Raw genomic sequence first — 25,570 nt, 5'->3', positions numbered from 1 at the left:
GGCCAAGGATGAGACACCCGTTTTGGCGTGAGGGAACAAGATGCAGTTAATCGTGGTAAGTGGACGTTCGGGCTCCGGTAAAACGGTAGCCCTGCGAGTGCTGGAAGATCTGGGTTACTACTGTGTGGACAACCTGCCGGTCAATCTGCTACCCCAGCTGATTGTCTCGGTGGAGAGCCAGTACGACAAGCTGGCGGTCAGTATCGATGTGCGCAACCTGCCGAGCGAGCCGGAGAAACTGGAAAATCTGCTGGCTCAGGTGCGCAATGAGGGGCGGGTAGAGTTCTCCAGCTTTTTCTTCGATGCCGACAACGGCACCCTGCTCAAGCGCTATGGCGAGAGCCGCCGCCTGCACCCCCTCTCACGCAACAAGCTGTCGCTGGATGAGGCGATTCGGGAGGAGACCCACCTGCTGGCGCCCATCTCCTCGACCGCTGACCTGCGCATCGACACCACTACCCTCAGCATTCACGACCTGAGCGAGCTCATCAAGACCAGGGTGCTTGGGAAGAAAGAGAACGAGCTGGTGCTGGTGTTCGAGTCGTTCGGCTTCAAGTACGGCATTCCCAAGGATGCCGACTTCGTGTTCGATGCCCGCTTCCTGCCCAATCCGCACTGGATCCCCGAGCTCAAGCCATTTACCGGCAAGGATGAGCCGGTCGCCAACTACCTCTCGGCGCAGGCTGACGTGATGCTGTTTACCCAGCAGATCGAGAACATGCTGGTGACTTGGTTGCCCCATCTGGAGCGCAACAATCGCAGCTACCTCACGGTCGGCATCGGTTGCACCGGCGGTCAGCACCGCTCGGTCTTTATTGCAGAGCGGCTGGCCAGTGCATTCCGTTTGCTTGGCAAGAACGTGCAGATCCGCCACCGCACTCTCGACAAGAGTGCTTCCCAATCCTGACGGACCAATAGGACGACCCGATGACTGTTTCCGCCTCGGTTGAAGTGAAAAACAAGCTGGGTATTCATGCCAGACCTGCCATGATGCTGTTCGAGCTGGTGCAGGGTTTCGATGCTCACGTGCTGCTGCGCAATGAAGATGGTGTCGAGGCCGATGCTGACAGTATCATCGGCCTGCTGATGCTGGATTCGGCGCAAGGGCGGCAGGTGGAAGTACAGGTTGAGGGGCCCGAAGAGGTCGAGGCCCTGGCAGCCGTAGTGGAGCTGTTCACCTCCGGCTTCAATGAGGAGTAGTCACTCCTCGTTTTATGTTATGAACCGGTGCGCGCCAGCGCTTTGAAGCTGGCAAAATCCCGACAAGCCAGCAGATTCCTGCTGGCTTTTTCGTTCATCAGTGCCAGAAACAGGTCGTAGAGACCCATCGCCTCCTCGTAATCGGCCTTGCTGATGGCCAGCACGAAGATGAGCGTCGCGATTTCCCCGTTGCTCCAGTCGATCCCCTGCGGGGCCAGTACGGTGTAAACCAGAGTGCGGCGCGCCAGCAGACCGAGGGAGTGGGGCAGGGCGATCCCTTCTCCCAGCATGGTGGAGACGATCCGCTCCCGCTCCTGCAGTGAGGCTCTGAAGCCGCTTGCCACCAGCTCTTCCGCCTCCAGCTGATCACAGATACGGGCAAACAGTTCGGCCTGGGTTAGGTGCTCTTTGACCACCATGAAGTGGTCGGCATCGAAATATTTGTCGAGCATGTAGGGGCGGGTGCGGTCGATCAGCACCAGCTTGCCAAGCTGCTCCAGCTGGTATTGGGTCGGGAAGGGGGCAACGAGTACCACGGGGGCGTTTTTTTCGTTCACCTTGACGGTACTGATGACAAAGTCCTGCGCGATCTGCGCCAGACCTTCGTAATCCCGCACCGATTCAAGCGTGGTCAGCTGCAACTGGGGATATTCACGTTTGATGCGTGCTTCCAGTACCCGGAAGGTGGCGTTTCCTGCATCGCAAAGCAATAGCGCCTGCGGGCGTCTGGTGTAGCCGATATCGTAGTGGCGCTCCAGCCCGACCCCGATATGGATCACCAGATAGCCGATCTCGTGGTGGGTCAGTCTGTAGGGGGTCTGCTTGATCCACTCCGAAATGGCCGCCAACGTGATGTCATAGGCGAGCGGGTAGTACTGCTTGATGTGATCGGCCAGCGGGTTGTGGTTGCCAATCTGGTATTTGACCCGCAGCAGCATGGCGCTGATATGGGTTTGCAGGTCGGCCCGCAGCTGTTGGTCGCCTCGCAGGTCGTAAGGGTAGTGTTGATGAATGTAGGTCAGCAGATGCTCCACCAGCTGTTCGCTCTCGGCGGCCATCGCCGGGCTGAGCTGGGGAGTATCGGCAATCAGGCGCGCCTGGATCTGGATGGCGAGACCGGCGATCTCGTCCTCTACGGGGGGCGTCAGGGTTGGCAATACCGCATAAATATCGCGAGATACTGCCAGCAGCGGCAGAGTCAGATCCTCGCTGGCGAAGTGGCGCAACTCGTGACCGGATGCCTGACGCAGCAGGGCAACGGCGCAGTAGATGGCGAGCTGCTGCAAGCTCTCGTCAGCGAGACGCAGCTGATGTCGGGCAAGCTGGGCATGGATGTGATTGCCCACTACCTCCATCGTCTTGCTGGGGCAAAGGTTGGGCAACAGGGTTTGCAACTGGTTGTTGTGCAGCAACTCCTGATAGAGCAGTTGGGTCAAACAGGCACGGATCGCCGTCTCCTCTCCCTGAATGCGCATCCCCAGGCGGGGTTTGCTCTCGACGCTGAGCCTGAAGTGGCTGAGCTGTTCACGGACTTCCGCCATATCCCCCTGCAGTGCCGCCCGGCTCAGATACCAGGTATCAGCCAGCTCATCGAGCTTGATCCCCTGCTCTGCCGTCAATAGCAGGATCTGCAGGTGCAGCACCCGCTCGCGGCTGGTGCGTGGCAGGCCGCTATCCTGACCCTGGGCAGCCAGCAGGGCGTCGAACAGTCCCTGATTGTAGATCTTGAGCTGGTAGCCGCTGCCACGTTGGTGGATCAGGTGAGCGCCGTGTGTGGCGATCAGTTCGTTGAGGGTCGCCACATCGGTGCGCACCGTGCGGGTGGAGACATTGAGGCGGCGAGCCAGCTCCTCCTGTGGCAGTGGTTCGGCATGGAGCTGGATCAGCAGTTGATGGAGCCTGGGGTGTGGCAGCTTGATCATAGGGGGTATGCAAGACTCCTGTTGCGAGATAAAGGGTCGATGTTAACAAGTGGGTCATCAACAAGCCAGGCACCGGTCAGTGATTGAACCGGTGCCCGTGGCTGCCATCAGGCCAACAGTCGTTTCACTATGGCCAGCAGAGTGCGCACATCCTCGGGGCGAGTGTGCCCGCTCGCGCTGTCGATGATGGAGCTGTAGACGTGAGGGATCACCTTCTCGACTCCGGCGTCCAGCGCAATCCGCACTATCTCCTCGAAGTTCTCCAGATCGATGCCGCCGGTGGGCTCCAGCCAGAAGCCGTGGCGGGCACAAGCCTCGGCCACTGCCTGATACTCGTCGCGGCAGGCCAGCCCACCCATGGGGAAGAACTTGACCGAGCTGCCGCCCATGTCCTTGAGCAGGGCAATGGCGGTATCGATGGGCACGATGCCATCGGGCTGCCCGGCGCTGAGTGGACCGGTGGAGATCTTTACCATGCCCGGCATGCCGGTAGGGGAGATCAGCCCGTTGACCAGTGTCTCTGACTGGCCGAGCAGCGCCCGGCTGGCGCCGACACCGGTGAACACCTGGTTGACGTGCTGGGGCTGCAGCTGGCAGGCCAGCTCGGCCACCATGGCGGATTGGCGCGGATCGCCGGCGCCCAGTCCGATGGAGAGGGCGTTGTCGATAAGCTTGGCGTACTCCTTCATATCGGCAACTGCGGAGGGAATATCCGGGTAGTTTTTGGAGAGCACTCCGACCAGCACGTGGCCTTCGGCTGCGTCGTACACCTCGACGGCATTCTCCTTGGATCCAGCCAGCACGTTGAGACAGACCCGATCACGGTAGTAGTTGGGGGTAAGGGACATCAGCGATTCTCCTGTACGAGGTTGGTAATGGCGGCATGGATCTGGTCGAGCTGGGGCACGGTGACGCTGCGCACATCGATCTCGATGTGCCCCTCGTTGGCCTTGTAGCCACGGCAGTAGATGGCAGGATTACCCTGCTGCAAGCGGCTAACGACCTGTACCGTGGTCATGCCGATCTGCTGGTGGTCGAAGGCAATATCGGTGCGGGCGATGTCACGTCCTGCGCTGTCCCATACCACCTTGGCGGTGACGCCGGGCAGCTGGTTGAGGCGCTCGATGAAGGGGCTCATCTTGGCGACCATGGCGGCGCCGCTCTCTTTCTCTTTGGCCAGATAGCGCTCGATAGCGTGGGTCAGGCCGAGGATCCCCTCCTTGCCCACCTTCATGGCGCGACCGATGCCATTGGCCTGCTGTTTGACCCACTCCACGTACTGACGCTTGCCGAGCACCAGCCCACTGGTGGGCCCTTCAATGGCCTTGGCTCCGCTGTAGATGACCAGATCCGCCCCTTGGTTGTAGTAGAGGCGCAGATCCTCTTCGGCAGCTGCATCGACGATGAGCGGGAGCCCATGGGTCTTGGCGACCTCGGCGGCCTCTGCCACCGACAGAATGCTCTTCTGCACGCAGTGGTGGGATTTGATGTAGAGGATGGCTGCTGTGTTGGCATTGACGGCGGCGGCCAGCTGGGAAGGGGAGCACTCGTTGGCGTAACCGGCTTCTACTACTTTGCCGCCACCCAGATTGACCATGGTACCGACCGGGGCGCCGAAGTTGACGTTATGCCCCTTGGGCAGCACGATTTCACTCGGCACCTCATGGTGATGGGCATGCAGGTGCTCGAGGCGATAGGGATCGCCGCGTACTATCATGGCGGCGACTGACTGGGCGATGCCGGCGCTGGCACAGGAGACCACTACTGCATCTTCCACATCCAGTAAACCAGCCAGATAGGCGCCGGTCTTGTTGACCAGATCCTTGACCTCGAAGTAGTGGCCCAGGCCAAAATTGACCGCATCGACCACCTCCTGCTCGGGGGTGGAGACGCCGAGAATGGTCATGCGCCCGGAGGCGTTGATCACCGGTTTGAGCTGATATTTCTCATAAACAGAAGGCATGGTGTGATTTCCCATAGTGAGTCAGAACCAGTTCGCCACCGACCAGGGCGGCGAGAGGCTGCAGTTGTTGGTCACCGCTGCGGGACTGGGCTTCGGTATCCATAAACAGGGTCGGGCCGCTGGTGACCTCGAACAGGGTCAGATCGGCATCGGCGCCCACCTCGAGCCGCCCCTTGCCGGAAAGGCGCAGGGCATCAGCGGCCTGATGGGTGACGCAGGCGAGCACCTGTTCCAGCGTCATGCCGATGGCGAGAAACTTCGACATCACGTGAGCCAGACTGTAGACCGGCCCCTTGATGCGGTTCTTGCAGTAGATGTCGGAGCTGATGGTGCGGGGCAGGATCCCCTGTCGGATAGCCAGCTCCGCCACCTCGAAGCTGAAGCTGGCGCCGCCGTGGCCGATGTCGAGCAAAAGGCCCCGTTTCATCGCCTCGCGCACCGCGACCCGCAGCTCGCCAGCCGGAGTCAGGATGCGGTTCGGCTTGCCGTTGAAGCAGTGGGTCAGCAGATCGCCATCCCCCAGCAGGGCGACGATCTCGTCCAGATTCGGCGGTGTGTTACCCACGTGCACCATCAGCGGCAGCTGGCCGTGAGCCTGTTGCAGGGCCTTGGCCATGCGCAGCGGTTGCAGGCCGTTCTCACCGACCACGCTACCGCTCATTCGCGCCTTGATGCCAACGATAAAGTCGGGGTGGCGGCGAATGGCTGCCGAGGCGAGATCCATATCGAGGTCCCGGCTATCCGCCAGCTCGTTCTGGCGTAGCAGACCGATGCGGGAGATGTTGAGCAGGGCATGCACCCGGGTCTTGCAGCCCGCAGCGATCTGCTGGAAGTCATCCACATCATCGGCTCCGGTGCTGCCGGCGTCGATGACGGTGGTGACGCCGGACTCTACGCCCACCTTGTCCGGCTCATCGTGATAGATGGGGGAGGCGGGGTAGCAGTGGGTGTGGCCATCGATCCAGCCAGCGCTCATATGCACCCGGCCGCCGAGATCCAGTGTCTGCTGCGCCGCTGCCGTCTCCGGCAGGGAGCCGATGGCGGCGATTTTGCCCTCCCTGATGGCAATATCGACGAGCTGGCCATCTCCCTGACGCCCGGCTCTGATGATCATGTCGTACATGCTGATAACCTCTGGCGAGCCGCCCCGCAGGGCGGCTGGTACTTACACAAGGGCGACCGGGAAGAAGGTACCCAGCAGCATGGCTCCCAGAATGGCACCGCCGGTGATGGGTTTGCCCCACACGTAGAACAGCAGTGCACCCAGCAGGGAACCGATACCGATGGGGATGGAAGCGCCCATTGCGGAGAGGATGATGAGGGGGCCGAGGAAGCGGCCAGAGCTGTTGCCAGCACCCATCATCACGTCAGCACCGTAAGTGGAGTTGCTCTGGTTGATGGTGAACTTGCGCGCCAGAATGATGACGTAGCCGATGGCCAGACCAATCCCCATGCCAGTTGCCAACGAGGCGCCGAAGTTCTCCACCGGATAGACGATGCCAGCCCCCAGCAGCAGGGCTGGCACTCCGAGGCCGACCCCGGTCTGGATGGCGCCGCCGATATCCAGGATCCCCACCAGGGATCCCTCGATGATGCGGGCGAACAGGAAGCTGGCACCGAAGGCGGCTACTGCGCCGTAGGCACCCGTGTCCATTCCGGCTTTCAGCATGGCGACGAAGGCTACCTCGTTGAAGGCCCCGACCCCGTACAGATAGAACATGTGGGTACCGGCAAAGACCCCGGCCGAGAGCAGGCCGACGAAGATGGGGAATGACCAGTCGGCATACCAGAAGTTGTTTTTCAATTTCTCATCCATGGTGTGACCCCTTATTTGCCGCTCAGCAGGTTATGGACGTTTTCCAGCCACAGGGGGACGCCCATATGGAAGGATTCAATCAGTTTCATGTCGAAGCCGCGGAAGAAGCCGCTCAGCACGAACAGCAGGACGATGGCTGCCATCATCACCTTGGTGACATGGTTCCAACCGCTCTCTTCCACACCCTTGCCGATCAGGATGCCGAGCACCAGACCCGGTACCGCGTTGCCCATGATGAGCTGTGCCAGACCGCCGAAGATGGTGGCCCAGAAACCGGATTTCTTGCCCGCTTCGATGGCAGCCAGCCAGAAGATCACCGGCATGACGGTATTGACCAGCAGGTTGGCTGCCGGTACCAGCACCTTGACCGCAGTGACCTGCAGGGCGGCCGGGACGGCTGCGGCCGTGCTGTTGAGGAAGGCAACCACGATGGCACCTATGATGCCGCCGGCGATGGCCATCTTTTTCGGGTCGTGCAGAGTGGTGGCGAGATCCCGATTTTTGAACAGCAGTGCCGCCGTGGCCCAGTGCGGGATGATGCGGTGATCCACATCCTGGGTGAAGGCGCCAGCCGCCACGGTCGAGGCCCAGGCGTTGAAGAAGAAGCCCAGACCAAACGAGAAGTGGGAAGCGGGATCCCCCTCGCAGGAGTTGAGTTCGCCCAGGGTGCGGAAGGCACCCATGCCCTGTACGGTCGGGGCGTGGAACATCCGCGCCGCGCCGGCCCCCACCCCGACGCCAACCAGGCCGCCAATGATGAGTGACTTGATAAAAATGATTAGAAACATCCAACGTATCCTTCTTGTGGGGTTGTGCCTGCATCACACCTGGGTGAACGTCACCTTGGCGACATCCAGACTGGTGACCTGAACCTTGATCTCCAGCTGGACGCGGTATTCGCAGCGCTGGCGCGGCAGGAAGAAGAACAGGAACTTCTCCACCCGGACCGACTCCTCGGCTTTGAGCACCTGTACATCGACCGGCTCAATACGCAGCAGTACCTGCTGGTTGTCCTTGAGCAGTGTGGGTTGCACCTGGCTGAGGGCGGAGGCAAACGCCTGCTGGCGGGTCGTCCCCTTGCCGTTGACGATGACCTGGGTGGTGAAGTTCTCTTTCATCAGGCGCGTCCGTGCTTCTTGGCGAAGGCTTCGACCAGCTTCTGGCCCAGCTCTTCCTTGTCCATGAAACCGAAGCCCAGCACCACGCAACCTTCGTTGATGGCGGTGACGCCCTCTTCAACAGAGCGCATGCCGTAGCGGCACTTGTAGCCGTATTTGGTCTGGGCGGTGATCGCCCCGGCGCCGCCGCTGCCGCAGAAGGAGATGCCGAGATCCGCTTGCTCCTTGTTCATCACATCGCCGAGCTTCATGTCAGCGGCCATGCCGGGGATGATGGTCACGCTGGCCCCGGCTGCTTCCGCGCCTGCGCCCACTTTCTGACCCTTGCCGAGACGGTCTCCAATCACGAGTTTGATGGCTGTCATATCGATTTCTCCTTGAGTTACGGGTTCTGCACCGAGCTGAGTTCGTTTTCTTTGGCGACTTCAAAATGGACGGATAAGAGGTGTGCCTCCTCATAAGCAAGCTGATCCAGCCAGCTGACGACCTGTTCGGCGAGACGCAGTGAGAGGGGGGAGATCTCTTCAAACAGGCTGAGGTCAACCTCCGGCAGGGGCTCGCCGCTGTGGGAGCGCCACACCATGGCTTTGACATGGGAGGCCAGCATCTGCCGTTGCACCTCGTTGGGGATGATGCCCTGTTCGGCCAGCAGGGGATAAATGCGCGCGAGGATATGATCGGTCTGGCGCAGCAACTCCGGGCTGTTCGGGGTCAGGGTCTGGTCGTGAGTCTCTGTTTGCAATGTCTGCTCTCCAAGGCTGGCAGAAGGTATGGCGTTACCCTAAGCCTGCGCGTCGATGTGGAGGAGGCAGCGTTTTTCCGATTCGAAGCGGAAATTCCTGAGGAAATGGCCCCGAAGTGATCGTTTGGATACTGAAAAGGCAAAAAGAGTGCTTATTGAAGCTGGTTTTGTGTGATCGGTAGCGCACAAATCGGGGGGCGGGGGCAGGGCAAGCGTTGCGGGAAACTGTGAGTCATCTCACGGTAAGAGACGTTGCCGAGAGGGCAGATATGGAAAAGGGCGGTTTCCCGCCCTTCTCATTAAAAGGAGTGACGCTAGCTGGCCGATGCTGCGCTCGAGCTGGCCGTTCTCTGCTGATAGCGCAGGTCTTCCTCTATAGTGACCACCACTTCCAGCGGCTTGCCGGAGCGGAATACCGAGATGGTCAGCTTGGTGCCGGGGCGGCTCTCGACAATCTTGTCCATGGCGCTGCGTACGCCACTGATGGCCTCTCCGTTGATCTTGAGCAGCACATCCCCTCGCTGCAGGCCGCCTTTGGCCGCCGGGCCGTTGGGATCCAGACTCTCCACCACCAGACCACGCAGGTCGCCGAGGTTCATCATCCGCGCGACTATGGGGTTGATCTCGACACTGGAGATCCCGAGGTAGCCTCGGATCACCCGGCCGTTGGCGATCAGCTCATCCATGATCCGTTTTGCCAGCCGGTAGGGGATGGCGAAGCTGATGCCGTAGCTCTCCTGATTACCGTTGAGGTGATAGGTAGCGGTGTTGATACCCACCAGATCGCCACGGCCGTTGACCAGCGCGCCACCAGAGTTGCCCTCGTTGATGGCGGCATCGGTCTGCAGCAGATCCTGACGGCCATTGCTGTCGGGCCCCATGCTGGAGAGGCCGGTGCGGCCGGTCGCACTGATGATGCCCTGGGTGATGGTCTGGCCGACGTTGTAGGGGTTGCCGATGGCGAGCACCACATCTCCCACTTCTGGCAGTCGTTCGGGATCCTGCGGGATCACCGGCAGGTTGTCTGACTCGATATAGAGCACGGCGAGGTCGGTGAGCTGATCGGTGCCGACCAGTTCGGCGCTGAAGACCCGGCCATCCTGCAACGCGACGATGATCTGGTCGGCATCGGCGATGACGTGGTAGTTGGTCAGTACATAGCCGCGCTGGTTCATGATGACGCCAGAACCCAGCCCTTGCGGGCGCAGTTCCCCCTGATTGCCCTGATTGGGGGCAAAGCTGCGGGTGTAGATGTTGACGACGGCAGGGCCTGCCCGATGGGCGGCATAGGAGAAACTCAGTTCACGGGCATTGGTGATGATGCCGGGCAGTTGGGCACCACCGCGAAAATGGGGAAACAGCAGCAACAGCAGCGCCGCGACGGTCAATCCAAAACCGACAGACTTGCCCAAGTAACTGACTAAAGGGGGGATTTTCATGTCATTCTCATCCGTACAGGCTGCGCGCAGAGAATAACACTATCGATGGATAAAAATCACCCGCGGTGAAGGCCGCGGGTGATAGAGGTGTTGGCGAACAACCCGGGTGTTAGCGGATCACCAGATAGAGCGAGGAGTCGCCACGCTGGATGTTGAGCGCCAGCACGTCAGGCTTGTTCTTGAGCGCCTTGGTCAGCTCGCCCAGGGTGTTGATGCGCAGGCGGTTGACCCCGATGATGATATCACCCTTCTGCAGGCCGGAAGCGGCAGCCGGAGAGCGAGGATCAATGTCAGCCACCGCAACACCGGAGACCGGGTCGGTAGTGGTGCTCAGCTTGGCCCCTTCCAGTGCCGGATGCAGCGCGCTGGCGCGTACTTCGCTGTCATCGGCCTGCTTCAGGGTCACTTTGGCAGTTTGTGACTTGCCATCGCGGATCAGCCCCAGTTCGACCTGCTTGCCAGCGCCCATGGTGGCAATCTTGGCGCGCAGCTCGCCGAAGGAGCGAACCGGTTTGCCATCGATGCTGACGATGATATCGCCGGCCTTGATGCCCGCCTTGTCGGCCGCCGAATCAGGCATGACCTGATTGACGAAGGCACCATCCTTCTTGTTGTAACCGAAGGTTTTGGCGATGTCGGAGGTGAGCTCGGTGCCGGTAATACCCAGCTGGCCGCGACGCACTTCACCGTACTTGACGATCTGCTCGGTCAGATCCCGCACCATGTTGGAAGGGATGGCAAAGCCGATGCCAATGTTGCCGCCATTCGGGCCCAGAATCGCGGTGTTGATACCGATCAGCTCGCCACGCAGGTTGAGCAGGGCTCCTCCGGAGTTACCGGAGTTGATGGCCGCATCGGTCTGGATGAAGTTCTCCAGATTCTCGATGTTGAGGCCGCTGCGACCCAGCGCACTGACAATACCGGAGGTGACGGTCTGGCCCAGACCAAACGGGTTGCCGATGGCCAGCGCATAGTCACCCACCCGCAGCTCATCGGAGTCGGCGAACTTGATCTGCACCAGATCCTCGGCCTTGATTTGCAGCAGGGCGATGTCGGACTGCTTGTCTTCACCGATCTTCTTGGCCGCGTACTCACGACCATCCTTCAGATTGACCTTGATCTCGTCCGCCTCGTGCACCACGTGGGCGTTGGTGATCACGTAACCCTTCTTGGCATCGACGATGACACCGGAGCCGAGCGCCTGGAACGGCTGCTCGCTCACCTGTTCATCGGGCATGTTGGGGCCGAAGAAGAACTTGAACTGTTCCGGCAGACGCTGACGGGTAATTTTTTTGCCAGAAACCGAGATATTGACCACCGCCGGGGTGACCTGTTCGAGAACAGGCGCCAGGCTTGGCATCTCCTGATTTGAACCTAACAGGGAAGGCAGTGCAGCCTGAGCAGGGGCCGCAGACATGGCGATACCGACACTGAGGGCTAGCACACTGAGCATGGAAAGAGGTTTACGCATATGAAAAACAGCTCCCAGAAAAAGTTGCATTGCAATCGTCAAGGTCAGACCACGGGATTGGCCAATTAGTTCCGCGAGGAACTAGTTTGGTTGCTTGAGCAGTCCGGAAGAGGCGCCAGCATAGTCGCGAGGCGGAACGCCCGGCTCTTCTGCCACATTGGCAGGGGCTTCTTCTACCAATGACTCGCGGAACAGCGGTTCCTGTGCCTTGGCCAGGAATTTGCTCTGCTCGGCCATGTGGCGATAGAGGGTCTGATACTGCTCGGCCAGTTGCTCCATCAGGGCGGCGCTGTCGGCGAAGTGGGTGTTGATCTGGCCCTGATAACTCTCGAGCTCCTTGTGGGCCTTCTTCAGTTCCTGTTCCAGACGGCCAGCATCGCGGCTACGCACCGAAAAACGGCCGAGAACGATACCGATAATCAAGGCCGCGACAGCCAGCAGGATCCCAGTTAACAGACTCATAGATGCTCCTTGTTACAGCTAAAACAGAGTGGGTTTATGCGGTCGTCATAACCGCCATGCCTTGATGGCACTATACCGTGCGTCCTGAGGCCGTGATACCATTTTGTCCTCGATTCAGGGACTTGGAGAGGCGCTCAAGGATGACACCGCAGCAAAAATACCAGCAGGATCTGCTGCGCCCCGGCTTTGTGGCCGACCCCGCGCAGGGTATGGCCATTAGCAGGCTGGAGCGACTGTATCAGGATTTGCTACGGCGCCCGACTCCGACCAGATCTCGAGGGCTGCTGGGTTGGCTGCAAAAGCCCAAGCCGCCGGAGCCCGTCCTCGGTATCTATATGTGGGGCGGAGTGGGCCGAGGCAAGACCTGGCTGATGGATACTTTTTTCGACAGCCTGCCTGGGACGCGCAAGATGCGCAGCCATTTCCACCGTTTCATGCACCGCATTCACGATGAACTGCAGGGGCTGAGCGGGCAGTCCGATCCCCTCAAGCTGGTGGCCAGCAAGCTTGCCAGCGAGACAGACATCATCTGTTTCGACGAATTTTTTGTCTCCGACATCACCGATGCCATGTTGCTGGGTACGCTGTTCCAGGAGCTGTTTGGTCACGGTGTCGTGCTGGTCGCCACTTCAAATATTCCGCCGCAGGATCTTTATCGCAACGGGCTGCAGCGAGCCCGTTTTCTGCCTGCTATCGAGCTTATCGAGCGTCATTGCGAGGTACTTAACGTGGATGGCGGTATCGACTATCGCCTGCGTACGCTGGAACAAGCGGAGATTTATCACTGCCCGCTGGACTTGCAGGCAAAAGCCAATCTTGACCACTATTTTCAGCAATTAACCGGTGGGCACACGGCTTGCGAGGGGGCGTTCGAGGTCAATCATCGTCAGCTGAGGTCGCTCGGGATGGGGGAAGGGGTGCTCTATATGGAATTTGAGCAACTTTGCTGTACTCCCCGCTCCCAGAACGACTATATCGAGCTGGCCAGACTGTTCCATACCATTCTGCTGGCCAATGTTCAGCCAATGGGCACAGGCACAGATGACGCGGCTCGCCGCTTCATTGCCATGGTCGATGAGTTCTACGAACGGCACGTCAAACTCATCATGTCGGCGGCGGTTCCCATGACAGAACTCTACGGCGAAGGGCTGCTGAATTTCGAATTCCAACGCTGTCTTTCGCGGCTTCAGGAAATGCAATCGCACGAATACCTTGCCAGAGTGCACCTTCCTTAGTCACAATACCGCGCCTGCCAGTCGGATGGGCATCTGCGGCAGGTAGGGCCGGGCGACATTTGCGGGTTTCATGGCAGTGAAATTAGCAGGTGATATTTAAGGCAACTTCACTTATAATCGCCCGGCCCACGTTACAGCTGTCGATAAGACAGCAACACTTTAAGCTTTACTTGTATTCGAAGGGGTACAGGTAGGCCATCGTTTGTTGTTTGTGGGAGAGCCCCCATAAGCAATTGGGTCTGTAACAGGTAATTGGGTTTAACTTAATGAAAACTTTCGTTGCCAAGCCAGAAACCGTAAAACGTGACTGGTACATTGTGGACGCAGAAGGTAAAACTCTGGGTCGTATCGCAACCGAGATCGCTGCTCGTCTGCGTGGTAAGCACAAAGCTGAGTACACTCCGCACGTTGACACCGGTGATTACATCATCGTTGTAAACGCTGAGAAGGTACACGTAACCGGTAAGAAATTTACCGACAAAATGTACCACGCTCACTCCGGTTTCCCGGGTGGTATCAAGTCAATCAGCTTCGACAAGCTGATTCAGCGTAAACCGGAAATGGTAATCGAAGCAGCCGTCAAAGGCATGCTGCCGAAAGGTCCTCTGGGCCGTGCCATGTTCCGTAAACTGAAAGTTTACGCAGGCGCCGAGCATGCTCATGCTGCTCAGCAACCTCAAGTACTGGATATCTAATCGGGAACTGGCAACATGGCAGAAAATCAATACTACGGTACCGGCCGTCGCAAAAGCTCCACTGCTCGCGTATTTATCAAAGCGGGTAGCGGCAAGATCGTAATCAACCAGCGCTCCCTGGAGCAGTACTTCGGCCGTCCGACTGCCCGCATGGTAGTTCGTCAGCCGCTGGAACTGGTTGAGATGACCGAGAAACTGGACCTGTACATCACCGTTAACGGTGGTGGCATCTCCGGTCAAGCTGGTGCGATCCGCCACGGTATCACTCGTGCTCTGATGCAGTACGACGAAACCCTGCGTTCCGAACTGCGTAAAGCTGGCTTTGTTACTCGTGATGCCCGTAAGGTTGAGCGTAAGAAAGTTGGTCTGCACAAAGCTCGTAAGCGTCCGCAGTACTCCAAGCGTTAATTCGCTTTTGGTACTCACTCTTTCGAGTGTCAAAAAAGCCTGGCAACCGCCAGGCTTTTTTTATTGGTAATATTACCGACATCAATGCTAACCACGCGTCACAAAAGACAAAAAATTGTTTCTTTATTGTTTTCATTGCTCATCGCTCTTTCTTGTCAAGTTGTTATCTTTTCTTTAAAATTTCCCCTGTTTTCTGTGGCAATTGTAAATCCAGCTTCCGCCGCTGTTGTCACGGGAAAAATGGGGAACAGGGACACTATAAGAATGTGCGGAGTCCACATGGGAGAGTTTTTGGATGAGCAATGCGCCAGTTGATACCGGTCGCCGCAGATTTCTTACCTGGTCAACGGTTGCCGTTGGTGGGGTAGGAGCTGCGTTTACCGCAGTGCCGTTTATAAAGTCATGGAATCCGAGCGCCAAGGCCAAAGCAGCCGGTGCGCCGGTTGAAGTCGATATCAGCAAGTTGGAACCGGGTCAGCTCATCCGTGTCGAGTGGCGAGGCAAGCCTGTCTGGGTGGTGAAACGCACCAAACAGACGCTGGATGCCTTGGCCGCGCATGATGACAAGCTGCGGGATCCCTCATCTGAAGAGCCGCAGCAGCCTGACTATGCCCATAACGGGTATAGATCGATCAAGCCCGAAATTTTTGTCGCGGTCGGTATTTGCACCCACTTGGGGTGTTCACCTTCCTATCTGCCTGACAGCTTTGGCGAGCAGGTGCAGGGCGTTACGTCCGGCTTCTTCTGCCCGTGTCATGGCTCCAAGTTCGACATGGCCGGCCGTGTGTTCCAGGGGGTGCCTGCACCGCTGAACCTGGTCATTCCGCCCTATCAATTCATTAATGACACCACCATCCAGGTCGGTGCCGATGGCAAGGAGGCCTGACCATGTTGAGTAAACTGATGGGCTGGATCGATTATCGATTCCCGCTCACGGCCATGTACAACGACCACATGGCCAAGTATCCGGCACCGAAGAACCTGAACTTCTGGTACTTCTTCGGCTCGCTGGCCATGCTGGTGCTGGTTAACCAGATCATCACCGGCATCTGGCTGACCATGAACTACAACCCCTCCGCGGAAGGTGCGTTTGCCTCCGTGGAGTACATCATGCGCGATGTGGAGTACGGCTGGCTGCTGCGTTACATGCACTCAACCGGCGCGTCTGCATTCTTCATCGTGGTCTACATGCACATGTTCCGCGGCATGATCTATGGCTCTTATCAGAAGCCTCGTGAGCTGCTGTGGATCTTCGGCATGCTGATCTTCCTGGTGCTGATGGCGGAAGCCTTTATGGGCTACTTGCTGCCCTGGGGTCAGATGTCATTCTGGGGGGCACAGGTCATCATCTCGCTGTTTGGCGCCATTCCGGTCATCGGTGACGATTTGACCCTGTGGATCCGCGGTGACTACGTGATCTCCGGTGCGACCCTGAACCGCTTCTTCGCGCTGCATGTCATCGCGTTGCCGCTGGTGCTGGTGATGCTGGTTGCCATGCACATTCTGGCGCTGCACGAAGTGGGCTCCAACAACCCGGACGGTATCGACATCAAGAAGCACAAGGACGAAAACGGCTGGCCGCTGGATGCGGTGGCGTTCCACCCTTACTTCACCGTCAAGGATATGATCGGTGTGGCAGGCTTCCTGTTCTTCTTCTGCGCCATCATCTTCTTCAAGCCGGATATGTGGGGTTACTTCCTCGAGAAGCCGAACTTTGAAGTGGCCAACGGTCTGAAAACTCCGGAGCACATTGCGCCTGTGTGGTACTTCACGCCGTTTTACGCCATTTTGCGGGCGGTGCCGGACAAGCTGCTTGGCGTCATCATGATGGGTCTCTCCATCGTGGTGCTGTTCCTGCTGCCGTGGCTGGATCGCTGCAAGGTGCGCTCGGTGCGTTATCGCAGCATGCTGCACAAGCTGAACATTGCCCAGTTTGTGGTCTGCTTTATCATCCTGGGGGTGTTGGGGGTGCTGCCATCGACGCCGACGTTGACGCTGGTTGCCCAGATCTGTTCACTGGGATATTTCGGGTTCTTCGTCCTGCTGTTCTTCTATAGCAAGAATGAAAGCACCAAGCCGCTGCCGGAGAGGGTGACATTTAAATGAAAAGAATAATATTTGCAGTGCTGACCCTGCTGCCATCTCTGGTATTTGCAAGTGGCGGAGCTGTTCATCTGGACAAAGCCAATTACGATCTGAGTGACAAGGCATCGCTGCAACGCGGCGCGACCACCTTCATGAACTATTGCGCCGGATGCCACTCCACCCAGTATCAGCGCTATAACCGGGTCGCAGAAGATCTCGGGATCCCCGAAGATTTGATGAAAGAGAACCTGATTTTCACCGGTGCAAAGGTCGGTGATCTGATGAAGAGCGCAATGTCAGAGAAGGATGCCGCCAAATGGTTTGGTGCGCCGCCCCCCGATCTGACGCTGGTTGCCCGGGTGCGCGGTGCAGACTGGATCTACACCTATCTGCGCTCCTTCTACGTGGATGAGACCCGTCCGTTCGGGGTGAACAACGCCGTGTTCCCGTCCGTGGGCATGCCCCATGTGCTGGAACCGTTGCAGGGAACCCCCCGTGCCGAGTTCGCTACTCACACGGTCGACGGAGTGGAAACCCAGCAGGTTGTCAGCATCAAATCTGACGGTAATGGTGAAATGGATGACGAAGAGTATGATCAGACGGTACTGGATCTGGTAAACTTCTTGGTCTACTCGGCTGAACCGGTACAACAGGAGCGTGAACGCATGGGCTTCTGGGTGCTTGGATTCATCGTGATCTTCTTCATCTTCACTGTGCTGTTGAAGAAGGAATTCTGGCGCGACGTTCACTAAGCGACCAGATACGGGTAATATAATGCACGGCAATGAAGACCAAGATGCTTCATTGCCGTTTCTGCTTTTTAATGACGGGAGGGTTCAATGGCTGTAGCTGCCAATAAGCGTTCGGTAATGACGCTGTTTTCCGGTGCCAACGATATGTTCAGCCATCAGGTGCGTATTGTCCTGGCGGAGAAGGGTGTTAGCGTGGATATCTGCCAGGTTGATCCAGCCAATCTACCGGATGAGCTGGCCGAGCTGAACCCGTACAACTCTGTACCGACCCTGGTTGATCGTGAGCTGGCACTCTACACCTCGCGCATCATCATGGAGTATCTGGACGAGCGCTTCCCGCATCCGCCCCTGATGCCTGTTTACCCGGTTGCCCGCGGTAACAGCCGTCTGATGATGCACCGCATCGAGCTGGACTGGTACTCCCTGGCCGACAAGATCATGGCCGGTACCGATGCTGAAGCAGCACGCAACGAACTGCGTGACAACCTGCTGGCCATCGCACCGATCTTCGGTGAAATGCCCTATTTCATGAGCGAAGAGTTCGGTCTGGTGGATTGCTACATGGCACCGCTGCTGTGGCGTCTGCCGAGCCTTGGCATCGACCTGACCGGTCGTGGCGCCAAAGAGCTGAAGGCCTACATGGTTCGTCTGTTCGAGCGTGAGTCCTTCCAGGCTTCCCTGACCGAAGCCGAACGCGAGATCCGTGCTGGCGTATGAGCATGGAACCGACAATGACACCGAGCCGCCCGTACTTGTTACGGGCGTTCTTTGACTGGTTGCTGGACAACGATCTGACCCCTCATCTGGTGGTCAACGTCAACATTCCCCATGTGATGGTGCCGATGCAGTTTGCTCAGGACGGGCAAATTGTGCTGAATATCGCGCCCCGAGCCGTGATGCAATTTCACATGGATAACGAGGCCATCAGTTTCAGTGCCCGCTTTGGCGGCGTCTCCCAGCAGGTTTATATCCCGATGGCGGCAGTGCTGGCTATCCATGCCCGGGAGAACGGCGTGGGCACCATGTTCCCGCCCGAGCCGGGTTACGATATCTGGCTGGAGCAGGCCGAAGCGCCGGTGGAGCCTGAGCCGGAACCGCCGCGTCCAAGCGGTCGTCCGACCCTGAAGGTGATCAAATAAAAAACGCAGCCGATTGGCTGCGTTTTTTTATGCCGCGTTGGCTTAGTTCTGGGCGAATTCGAAGGCCTTGATCACGCGCTTCACGCCGGTGACATGGCGGGCGATGTTGACTGCCTGCTCTCCCTCCTGGCGAGTCACCAGACCAATCAGGAACACCTCGCCGTTCTCGGTGACCACCTTGACCTTGGTGCTGTCGAAGTTCTTGGTGCCGAACATGTCGGCTTTCACCTTGGAGGTGATCCAGGAATCATTGCTGCGAGTGGTGAAACTGGCAGGTTGGCCGATGCGCAATTCGTTGTAGACGTGGCGCACCCCTTCGATGCGACTGACAATTTTGCCCGCCTCAATCTTGTAAACGTCAGAAGGTGTCTGTCCGACCAGCAGGACGCGGCCATTGTTGCTGTAGACGCTGATCTTGCTGGCTGCACTGAGGGGTTTGTTGTCGGCCAGCAGATTGGCCGCTTTCAGCTCGATGGTCTGGTCATCCCACTGCGCGCCCAGGGTTCGGCGATCGCCAGAGGCCTTGGCAGTCCCTGCGGCGCCGCCAACAACCAGGGCTGCGCAGCCTTGCAGCAGCAGGGTGCTAACCAGCAGACCGAGCAGGATAGTGTGCTTTTTCATGGTTTCAATCTTCCTGTTGCGGGAAAAGTGTCTGGTCGATGAGATCACACAGGCAGTGCAGGGTCAACAGGTTCACTTCCAGAATGCGAGGGCGACGGGCGGAGGGAACACGGATCTCCACATCGTTCGGGCCGAGCAGACCTGCCATTTCGCCACCGTCACCCCCGCTCAGCACCACTATGGTCATGTCGCGGGAGAGGGCGGCTTCGGCGGCCTTGATCAGGCTGCGGCTGTGGCCAGAGGTGGTGATGACCACCAGAATGTCGCCAGGCTGGCCCAGCGCGCGGATCTGCTTGGCGTAGACCTCTTCAAAACCGTGGTCGGTGGCGATGGCGCTGATGGTCGCCATGTCCGGGGTCAAGGCCATGCCGGGCAGGGAGGGGCGCTGGGTCTCGTAGCAGTTGACCAGCTCGGAGATGAACAGTTGCGCCAGTGCGGCAGAAGGACCGTTACCGCATGCCAGCACCTTGTGGCCATTGAGCAGGCAGATGGTGATCATCTGGGCTGCAGTATGGATGGCATCCGGCAGCGCCTCGGCGGCGGCTATCTTGGTCTGGATGCTTTCGGTGTAGTTCTCTTTGATGCGGTCAGTCATAGGGTCCTCTTAAAATGCGTTCTGGATCCAGGCTGGCTGGTCGCCCTCGAACGCAATCACATCGAATCGGCAGGCCTGATTGGCCTCGTTGATGGCATGTTGCTTCAAATAGTGGCGCGCTGCCAGCATGATCTTGTGCTGTTTGCTGCGGGTGACCGAGCTGGCGGCCCCGCCATGGCTGCCGGTGGCCCGGTAGCGCACCTCAACAAACACCAGGGTCTGGCCCTGGTGCATGATGAGATCTATTTCACCGCCACGACAGCGGTAGTTGCGAGCTACCGGTTGCAGGCCCCGGGCCTGCAACCAGCGTTCAGCGACTTGTTCAAAGTGCTGTCCCTTGCTCGTTGGTGAGGGGAACAGGCTCGGCAACTGCTGGCGCATCCGTTTCCATAGTTCCTTCATTGGAGGGCTCCTCCAGTTGCTGAACGGCGTTCTCGTCGACCAGTTTGCCGTTCTGGTAAGTACCCCAGCTCAGCATACGTACGATATTGCCCTGGGCATCCACGCTCAGCTGACCGCTCATGCCGGCCTGCTGCATGCCGCCCACCTTGCGCATCTGCTGCAGGTTCTCAGCCAGGCTGACGGCATCGTAGCCCATGGCAAACAGACGCAACAGGTCACCCTGAGTCTGCGGCCAGAGCAGGGCGATCTGCTCGCGCTGTTTCTCGTAGCCGCCCAGCAGCAGCGGCATATCTGCGATATGCATGCCGTTGAGCTCGGAGGCGACCTCGGTGGCGGCGCTGTCGTAACCACGGGAGCTGGTGTAGATGGGCAGGCTGCCCATCGGATTGACCGAGACATCCACGTAGGGCTTGATCATCCGGGTTTCCAGGCTGTTGGCGACCACGTAAACAGCATCGATGCTGCGCGGTGCGGCATCAGAGAGTTGCACCACTTCACCAGCTCGGGCGGTAGAGCGGCCGCTCAGGGCATTCTTGACCATCCCCTGCACTTCGTTGCGGGCACCGAAGGTGGCAACGACCGGCTTATCCTGGCTCAGGGTGGCCCAGCTCTGCTCGAACGCCTTGATACTGCTGTAACCGATCCGCCCCTGGGCGGCGATCAGCAGCGGTTTGCGGTAGCCCTGGGTGTAGAGGTACTGGGCTGCCTGCGCGGCATCTGCTGCGGCAGAGAGGGAGAAGTAGTAGGTGGTGTCGTTGACGATCGGCTTGTCCAGCTCGTTGAGTGCCAGCACCGGTACGGTCGGATTGGCCTTGAGCAGCTCCTCGACCCGGTCTTTCAGCAGCGGGCCGATGATCATGTCAGCCCCTTCCTGAATCGCCTGCTTGTAAAGGTCGCCGGTCGACTTGCTCTGGGTGTCGTAGAAGTTCAGGGTGAATTGCCCCTGATTTTCCTTATAAGACATCAGCATACCGTTACGGATGGCGGCGCCCTGCGGCTCCAGATTACCAGAGAGGGGCAGCAGCACGGCGATCTGTTGCACCGAGGTGCTGGCAGTGGCCGCCAGATCGCCCAATCCTGCCGGCATATCTTTCTGGGCCGGATGGTTGGGGAAGTCACGTTTCCAGCCTGCCAGTTGGCGGGCCAGCAGGTTCGGCTGGGCGCCAAACTCGTTGACCAGTGCCGCCAGTCGTAGCCAGCCGGTGGTCACATCAGGGGCCGGAGCCTCTTCCAGCGCCTGCAGGGTGGAAGGGGTCATGCTTTTGAGCAACGACCAGATTTGCTGATGGTTGGTCGCCTGCTCGCTCTGATTGAGGTAGGGCTCCAGTGCAATCAACGACTTGGCTGCGCCAAACTTGTTGTTGATGTCGAGCTGCAGCACCACGCGCTGGCGATACCAATCCTTCTGGGTATCGGCATCCAGCACCACCTCAGGTTTGCCTTCCAGCAGGATCAGCGCCTGATTGGCGTGGCCTTGCGCCAACAACAGATGGGCTTGCAGCAGTTGCAACTGCGCCTTCTGAACGGGATCCTTGGCCTGCTTCTGCAATTGCTGGAACAGTGCCGAGGCCGGTTTGGCCTGGCCCAGCGCCAGATAGCTGCGTGCCGCCAGCATCTGCCAGGTAAAGGCCTCGGCCGGCTTGGCCGGGTCCACCTGCTCAAGATACCACTGGGCATTCTTGGTCAGATTGGAGAACGCAGAGGGCATGCCTGACAGCCCTGACGGTTGATTGGGCTCCGACGCACAGGCGGCGAGCAGTACTGCCGCGAGTATGATGCCGAAGAGTCGTGATACACTTAGCTGCTTTGTAACCCGGTTCAAGTTCATTCCCCGACCAGTGTTGAAGTTCCCCATAGTGTAAACGGGCCAATATGGCGACACAATTGTCGGGGCACTCGGAGATCCCATGAGTGACATCCCAACCCTGTATATAGTCCCCACTCCGATCGGCAATCTGGCGGACATCACCCAGCGTGCATTGGACATTTTACGCAGTGTCGATCTGGTGGCAGCCGAAGATACCCGTCATACCGGTATCCTGCTCAGCCACTACCAAATCTCGGTGCCGACCTTCGCCCTGCACGATCACAACGAGCAGCAGAAAGCCGATGTGCTGATCGGCCGGATCAAAGAGGGCAAGAGTGTTGCGCTGGTCTCCGATGCCGGCACTCCGCTTATCAGCGACCCCGGTTATCACTTGGTCACCCGCTGTCGTGAAGCCGGGGTCAAGGTGGTGCCGTTGCCCGGCCCTTGTGCCGCCATCACCGCCTTGAGCGCGGCCGGTCTGCCCACTGATCGATTTGCCTTTGAAGGCTTCCTACCCGCCAAGAGCAAGGGTCGCGATGATCGTCTGCAAGCCGTTATCGAAGATACCCGTTCGCTGGTGTTTTACGAATCTCCGCGCCGTGTGCAGGATACAGTGGAAGCGATTGCTCGCATCCTTGGCGAGCGCCAGGTGGTTGTGTGTCGTGAACTGACCAAAACGTTCGAATCCATCCACGGTTTGCCCGCCTCCGAGATGCTGACCTGGCTTGGCGAAGATGAAAACCGCTGTCGTGGCGAAATCGTGCTGGTGGTTGCCGGCGCCAATAAAGAGGAAGAGGAGCTGCCGGCCGAGGCAATCCGTACTCTGGGTCTGCTGGTTGCCGAGTTGCCGCTCAAAAAAGCAGCCGCACTGACCGCCGAGATCCACGGCGTGAAGAAGAATGCCCTCTATAAATACGGTCTCGAGCACTATTGAGTCGGTTAATAGGTCATCAGACGGTTTTTTGACCTGTGCAATCCCTTGTATCGACAATCAGTCAGCCTGTAAACGGGGGCCAAAGCGCGATAAATGGCTGTAAACGGGAATTGCCGGTTTACCCCGTGCGTATCGCAAGGCTATAATCCGCGCCTCGGAGTTGGCTGGGCAATCGCTGCTTCGTCGTTGTGTCCCTCGGGACAGACGGGCGGAGGGGAGGAAAGTCCGGGCTTCACAGGGCAGGGTGCCAGGTAACGCCTGGGGGGCGCGAGCCTACGACCAGTGCAACAGAGAGCAGACCGCCGATGGCCCGCAAGGGATCAGGTAAGGGTGAAAGGGTGCGGTAAGAGCGCACCGCGCGACTGGCAACAGTTCGTGGCACGGTAAACTCCACCCGAAGCAAGACCAAATAGGCCCCTATTGGCGCGGCCCGCGTTGGGGGCGGGTAGGTTGCTTGAGCCAGCGAGCGATTGCTGGCCTAGAGGAATGATTGCTACCCGGGGCAACCCGGTACAGAACCCGGCTTACAGGCCGACTCCGACCTCATTCCGCGTGAACCGTCACGCTAAAATCCCGGTGCCTAACGGCACCGGGATTTTTATTATTCACGCCGAGATGCACCGCATGGCGGCTTTCTGGAATTTGTAATAAAGTTCTCACCCTTTTTGGTCGATATACGTCGGCTGGACTGTCTGTATCTATCACACTGCTGGCCTGATGAGCGACCCTGTGGCAGTAAGGCGAGATGAAATGGTTAAGGTGGATTATTAATGTCATCAAGCAGCGCAATGCTCACACCTTCCCGGCTGCTTAGCGCAGAACGGGGCAGAACCCTGCCTCATTATGATCTGTTGGGTGTCGAGCGGCTTAATCACGCCCGCTTGAAGCAGGTCAATGGCCAGTTGAGCACATTTTCCCTGCAAGCTGCGAGTTGTATGGCCCAGCTGTTCAACAGTGCGGAGTGCGAACTGAATTATGGCGAGTTTGCCTTTTCCGGCCCGGCAGAGACAGATGGCGCTGATATCTGGGTCGAAGCGAGAAGTCCGCTTGAACCACAGCGCGCCGTCTATTTCTCGATCGCACCTCTGGTCATCTATCGTCTTGCGGTCCTCTTTTTCGGCGGCACCTTGCAGCAAAAAGAGGAGCATGTTCAGTCTGGCAAAGGGCTGACCGATACCGAACAGCGGCTGTTATTGCGGCTTTGCCAGTATCAGGTTGATATCTGGTGTGCTTGTCTGGGGTTGGGGGATCTGAAGTGGCAGTTGCATGTCGTGCCACGGGATTCCATCGCCCACCGTCAGCTCTGGACCACGCAGGCAACCCTGCAGGCAGGTAATTGCACTCATCACTGGCAGATGTGGTTGCTTCCCCCCGAGGAGTCCGTTTCTCCGGTCAGTCATTCATTGCCGGCAGGTCAGCTGGAACAGGCTCTGACTCATGTCCCGGTACGTCTGCGTGTGGTGATGGGCCAATTGTCCATGACGCTGGCGGATCTTGAGTGTCTCAAGGTGGGTGATGTGCTGTCACTGGACTTGCCTGAAGTTGTGCCAGCACTGATTGGCAGCCGTCCCTGCTTCAGTGGACGAATCGCAGAACACAAAGGCAGCCTGGTCTATCAGGTTGCGACGGTTGTAGAGGAGTAAATTGAATCATGAGCGAGCACAATATGAATGATCCGCTGGATCTGGATGGACTGGATCAACTGTTTGGTGACGACATCAGCATGCCTAGCGCCGCAGACTACTTGGCCCCCACCAGTAGCAGCAAACAGCGGGATCTCTCCTTCTTTCGCCAGATCCCGGTCAAAGTGACGCTGGAAGTGGCCAGTACCGAAGTGCCGCTCGGCGATTTGATGCGCGTCGAGGAGGGGGCTGTCATTGAGCTGGACAAGCTGGCGGGTGAACCGCTGGATGTGCGGGTGAATGGCCGTCTGCTTGCCAAGGGCGAAGTCGTAGTCGTGAATGGCAAATATGGTCTGCGCCTGGTCGATGTCATCGATACCAACCTGCTTGGTGGCATGGACGACTGATGCGCTATCTGCTGCTGACGCTGCTGTTATTTTCGCTGCCCGGCTGGGGCGCGGACATGACCCTGTTCTCGGTATCACCAGGCGCTTCAGGGGGTGAGGACTACAACATCAAGTTGCAGATCCTCTTCTTCATGACCCTGCTGGGTCTGCTCCCGACCTTGTTACTGATGATGACCAGTTTTACCCGGATCATCATCGTGCTGGCCATATTGAGACAGGCACTTGGCCTGCAGCAGAGCCCTCCCAACCGGGTGCTGATCGGCATCAGCCTCATCCTGACTGTGGTGATTATGCGTCCGGTCTGGACGGACATGTATCAGAATGCATTTGTCCCTTATGACCAGAATGAAATAACCCTGTCAGAGGGGATCGCCAAGGCAGAAAAACCCCTGCGTAAATTCATGCTGGCCCAGACCCGTGAACCGGATCTGGAGCAGATGCTGCGCATCTCTGGCGAACCAACAACGGTCGCCAAAGAGGATGTACCTTTCGGGGTGCTGTTGCCCGCGTTTGTCTTGAGTGAGTTGAATACCGCATTTCAGATTGGCTTTATGCTGTTTATCCCCTTTCTGGTGATCGATTTGGTGGTCGCCAGCGTTTTGATGGCGATGGGGATGATGATGCTTTCCCCGCTGATCATCTCGTTACCCTTCAAACTGATGGTGTTTGTGCTGGTCGATGGCTGGTCGATGACCGTCGCCACCTTGGCTGCCAGCTTTGGTGGGGGAGGCTGAT

The 25,570-nt window shown here is 58.5% G+C and carries 30 protein-coding genes and 1 other RNA gene; 15 read left to right on the top strand and 16 right to left on the bottom strand.

Annotation, left to right across the window (positions count from 1 at the left end; translation table 11 throughout):
• The first annotated feature begins 40 nt into the window (after positions 1-40).
• Positions 41-907, top strand: coding sequence for an RNase adapter RapZ (gene rapZ, locus ACTG2S_RS20595; protein ID WP_439983194.1), 867 nt, complete (start codon positions 41-43; stop codon positions 905-907).
• Between the two features lie 20 nt (positions 908-927).
• Positions 928-1,200 carry a PTS phosphocarrier protein NPr gene (gene npr / locus ACTG2S_RS20590; protein WP_005336318.1) on the top strand — a complete coding sequence of 91 codons (273 nt, stop codon included), beginning with the start codon at positions 928-930 and terminating at the stop codon, positions 1,198-1,200.
• Between the two features lie 17 nt (positions 1,201-1,217).
• On the opposite strand, the gene ACTG2S_RS20585 is transcribed toward npr, so the two are convergent.
• From ACTG2S_RS20585 to ACTG2S_RS20530, 12 genes are all read right to left on the bottom strand, one after another.
• Positions 1,218-3,122 (bottom strand): BglG family transcription antiterminator, encoded by a 1,905-nt coding sequence (locus tag ACTG2S_RS20585; protein WP_274160642.1) that lies wholly within the window; start codon positions 3,120-3,122, stop codon positions 1,218-1,220.
• Positions 3,123-3,229: 107 nt separating this feature from the next.
• Complete coding sequence (gene dagF / locus ACTG2S_RS20580; RefSeq protein ID WP_139411572.1) at positions 3,230-3,970, bottom strand: 2-dehydro-3-deoxy-phosphogluconate aldolase; 741 nt, start codon at positions 3,968-3,970, stop codon at positions 3,230-3,232.
• A complete protein-coding gene (locus ACTG2S_RS20575; RefSeq protein ID WP_274160641.1) occupies positions 3,970-5,085 on the bottom strand; it encodes a DgaE family pyridoxal phosphate-dependent ammonia lyase in 1,116 nt (371 codons plus the stop codon). Before ACTG2S_RS20575 ends, dagF begins: the two co-directional genes overlap by 1 nt.
• Entirely contained in the window at positions 5,069-6,208 is a 1,140-nt protein-coding gene (locus ACTG2S_RS20570) for an amidohydrolase/deacetylase family metallohydrolase (protein ID WP_274160640.1), read from the bottom strand. Before ACTG2S_RS20570 ends, ACTG2S_RS20575 begins: the two co-directional genes overlap by 17 nt.
• Positions 6,209-6,250: 42 nt before the next feature.
• Complete coding sequence (locus tag ACTG2S_RS20565) at positions 6,251-6,901, bottom strand: DUF4310 family protein (protein ID WP_005355144.1); 651 nt, start codon at positions 6,899-6,901, stop codon at positions 6,251-6,253.
• A gap of 11 nt (positions 6,902-6,912) precedes the next feature.
• Positions 6,913-7,689 (bottom strand): DUF4311 domain-containing protein, encoded by a 777-nt coding sequence (locus ACTG2S_RS20560; protein WP_005341754.1) that lies wholly within the window; start codon positions 7,687-7,689, stop codon positions 6,913-6,915.
• Positions 7,690-7,722: 33 nt separating this feature from the next.
• Complete coding sequence (locus tag ACTG2S_RS20555) at positions 7,723-8,019, bottom strand: DUF4312 family protein (protein WP_100652517.1); 297 nt, start codon at positions 8,017-8,019, stop codon at positions 7,723-7,725.
• On the bottom strand, positions 8,019-8,384 hold the full coding sequence (locus ACTG2S_RS20550) for an SFCGS family glycine-rich protein (protein ID WP_064339248.1): 366 nt from the start codon (positions 8,382-8,384) through the stop codon (positions 8,019-8,021). The genes ACTG2S_RS20555 and ACTG2S_RS20550 overlap by 1 nt, the downstream gene beginning before the upstream one ends.
• Before the next feature lie 17 nt (positions 8,385-8,401).
• Positions 8,402-8,761: a transcriptional regulator gene (locus ACTG2S_RS20545; RefSeq protein ID WP_005355140.1), complete on the bottom strand. Its 360-nt coding sequence runs from the start codon at positions 8,759-8,761 to the stop codon at positions 8,402-8,404.
• A 314-nt stretch (positions 8,762-9,075) separates the two neighbouring features.
• Complete coding sequence (gene degS, locus ACTG2S_RS20540) at positions 9,076-10,200, bottom strand: outer membrane-stress sensor serine endopeptidase DegS (protein ID WP_005336297.1); 1,125 nt, start codon at positions 10,198-10,200, stop codon at positions 9,076-9,078.
• Between the two features lie 109 nt (positions 10,201-10,309).
• A complete protein-coding gene (locus ACTG2S_RS20535; RefSeq protein WP_005336295.1) occupies positions 10,310-11,671 on the bottom strand; it encodes a Do family serine endopeptidase in 1,362 nt (453 codons plus the stop codon).
• Between the two features lie 81 nt (positions 11,672-11,752).
• The gene (locus ACTG2S_RS20530; RefSeq protein ID WP_005356646.1) at positions 11,753-12,133 is read right to left on the bottom strand and encodes a YhcB family protein; all 381 of its coding nucleotides are present in this window, start codon (positions 12,131-12,133) and stop codon (positions 11,753-11,755) included.
• A 140-nt stretch (positions 12,134-12,273) separates the two neighbouring features.
• On the opposite strand from ACTG2S_RS20530, the gene zapE reads away from it, so the two are divergent.
• The 8 genes from zapE (at position 12,274) to ACTG2S_RS20490 (ending at position 18,447) form a co-directional block, all read left to right on the top strand.
• The gene (zapE, locus tag ACTG2S_RS20525; RefSeq protein WP_107684351.1) at positions 12,274-13,368 is read left to right on the top strand and encodes a cell division protein ZapE; all 1,095 of its coding nucleotides are present in this window, start codon (positions 12,274-12,276) and stop codon (positions 13,366-13,368) included.
• Positions 13,369-13,634: 266 nt separating this feature from the next.
• The gene (gene rplM / locus ACTG2S_RS20520; RefSeq protein ID WP_005336289.1) at positions 13,635-14,063 is read left to right on the top strand and encodes a 50S ribosomal protein L13; all 429 of its coding nucleotides are present in this window, start codon (positions 13,635-13,637) and stop codon (positions 14,061-14,063) included.
• 15 nt (positions 14,064-14,078) lie between these two features.
• Complete coding sequence (rpsI, locus tag ACTG2S_RS20515) at positions 14,079-14,471, top strand: 30S ribosomal protein S9 (RefSeq protein WP_005336286.1); 393 nt, start codon at positions 14,079-14,081, stop codon at positions 14,469-14,471.
• Positions 14,472-14,766: 295 nt separating this feature from the next.
• Positions 14,767-15,357: a ubiquinol-cytochrome c reductase iron-sulfur subunit gene (gene petA / locus ACTG2S_RS20510; protein WP_005336284.1), complete on the top strand. Its 591-nt coding sequence runs from the start codon at positions 14,767-14,769 to the stop codon at positions 15,355-15,357.
• A gap of 2 nt (positions 15,358-15,359) precedes the next feature.
• Positions 15,360-16,577, top strand: a complete 1,218-nt coding sequence (locus tag ACTG2S_RS20505; RefSeq protein ID WP_005336282.1) for a cytochrome b — start codon at positions 15,360-15,362, stop codon at positions 16,575-16,577.
• Positions 16,574-17,308 (top strand): cytochrome c1, encoded by a 735-nt coding sequence (locus ACTG2S_RS20500; protein ID WP_058057528.1) that lies wholly within the window; start codon positions 16,574-16,576, stop codon positions 17,306-17,308. Before ACTG2S_RS20505 ends, ACTG2S_RS20500 begins: the two co-directional genes overlap by 4 nt.
• An 87-nt stretch (positions 17,309-17,395) precedes the next feature.
• Positions 17,396-18,025 (top strand): stringent starvation protein SspA, encoded by a 630-nt coding sequence (gene sspA, locus ACTG2S_RS20495; RefSeq protein WP_005336279.1) that lies wholly within the window; start codon positions 17,396-17,398, stop codon positions 18,023-18,025.
• Positions 18,022-18,447 carry a ClpXP protease specificity-enhancing factor gene (locus tag ACTG2S_RS20490; RefSeq protein WP_005336278.1) on the top strand — a complete coding sequence of 142 codons (426 nt, stop codon included), beginning with the start codon at positions 18,022-18,024 and terminating at the stop codon, positions 18,445-18,447. Before sspA ends, ACTG2S_RS20490 begins: the two co-directional genes overlap by 4 nt.
• 42 nt (positions 18,448-18,489) lie before the next feature.
• Here the strand turns inward: ACTG2S_RS20490 and dolP are convergent, their stop codons facing one another.
• From dolP to ACTG2S_RS20470, 4 genes are read right to left on the bottom strand one after another with little or no spacing between them, the layout of a single operon-like run.
• Positions 18,490-19,068, bottom strand: a complete 579-nt coding sequence (gene dolP / locus ACTG2S_RS20485; RefSeq protein WP_005336277.1) for a division/outer membrane stress-associated lipid-binding lipoprotein — start codon at positions 19,066-19,068, stop codon at positions 18,490-18,492.
• Positions 19,069-19,072: 4 nt separating this feature from the next.
• Positions 19,073-19,663 carry a D-sedoheptulose-7-phosphate isomerase gene (locus ACTG2S_RS20480; protein WP_005336275.1) on the bottom strand — a complete coding sequence of 197 codons (591 nt, stop codon included), beginning with the start codon at positions 19,661-19,663 and terminating at the stop codon, positions 19,073-19,075.
• Between the two features lie 9 nt (positions 19,664-19,672).
• Entirely contained in the window at positions 19,673-20,044 is a 372-nt protein-coding gene (locus ACTG2S_RS20475) for a YraN family protein (protein ID WP_005355127.1), read from the bottom strand.
• A complete protein-coding gene (locus ACTG2S_RS20470; RefSeq protein ID WP_005356641.1) occupies positions 19,986-21,773 on the bottom strand; it encodes a penicillin-binding protein activator in 1,788 nt (595 codons plus the stop codon). The genes ACTG2S_RS20475 and ACTG2S_RS20470 overlap by 59 nt, the downstream gene beginning before the upstream one ends.
• A 199-nt stretch (positions 21,774-21,972) precedes the next feature.
• On the opposite strand from ACTG2S_RS20470, the gene rsmI reads away from it, so the two are divergent.
• From rsmI to fliP, 5 genes are all read left to right on the top strand, one after another.
• Complete coding sequence (rsmI, locus tag ACTG2S_RS20465; RefSeq protein WP_071913347.1) at positions 21,973-22,806, top strand: 16S rRNA (cytidine(1402)-2'-O)-methyltransferase; 834 nt, start codon at positions 21,973-21,975, stop codon at positions 22,804-22,806.
• A 156-nt stretch (positions 22,807-22,962) separates the two neighbouring features.
• An RNA gene (rnpB, locus tag ACTG2S_RS20460) (RNase P RNA component class A) lies at positions 22,963-23,349 on the top strand.
• 227 nt (positions 23,350-23,576) lie between these two features.
• Complete coding sequence (gene lfiM / locus ACTG2S_RS20455) at positions 23,577-24,449, top strand: lateral flagellar motor switch protein LfiM (protein WP_201907792.1); 873 nt, start codon at positions 23,577-23,579, stop codon at positions 24,447-24,449.
• A gap of 8 nt (positions 24,450-24,457) precedes the next feature.
• Positions 24,458-24,835, top strand: a complete 378-nt coding sequence (lfiN, locus tag ACTG2S_RS20450; RefSeq protein WP_019444828.1) for a lateral flagellar motor switch protein LfiN — start codon at positions 24,458-24,460, stop codon at positions 24,833-24,835.
• The gene (gene fliP / locus ACTG2S_RS20445) at positions 24,835-25,569 is read left to right on the top strand and encodes a flagellar type III secretion system pore protein FliP (protein ID WP_274160637.1); all 735 of its coding nucleotides are present in this window, start codon (positions 24,835-24,837) and stop codon (positions 25,567-25,569) included. The genes lfiN and fliP overlap by 1 nt, the downstream gene beginning before the upstream one ends.
• Position 25,570 lies beyond the last annotated feature (1 nt).

It is taken from the genome of Aeromonas sp. 82P (assembly GCF_051919365.1).
GTDB classification, from domain to species: Bacteria; Pseudomonadota; Gammaproteobacteria; order Enterobacterales; family Aeromonadaceae; genus Aeromonas; species Aeromonas veronii.
This window is presented reverse-complemented; position numbering and strand designations above follow the sequence as displayed.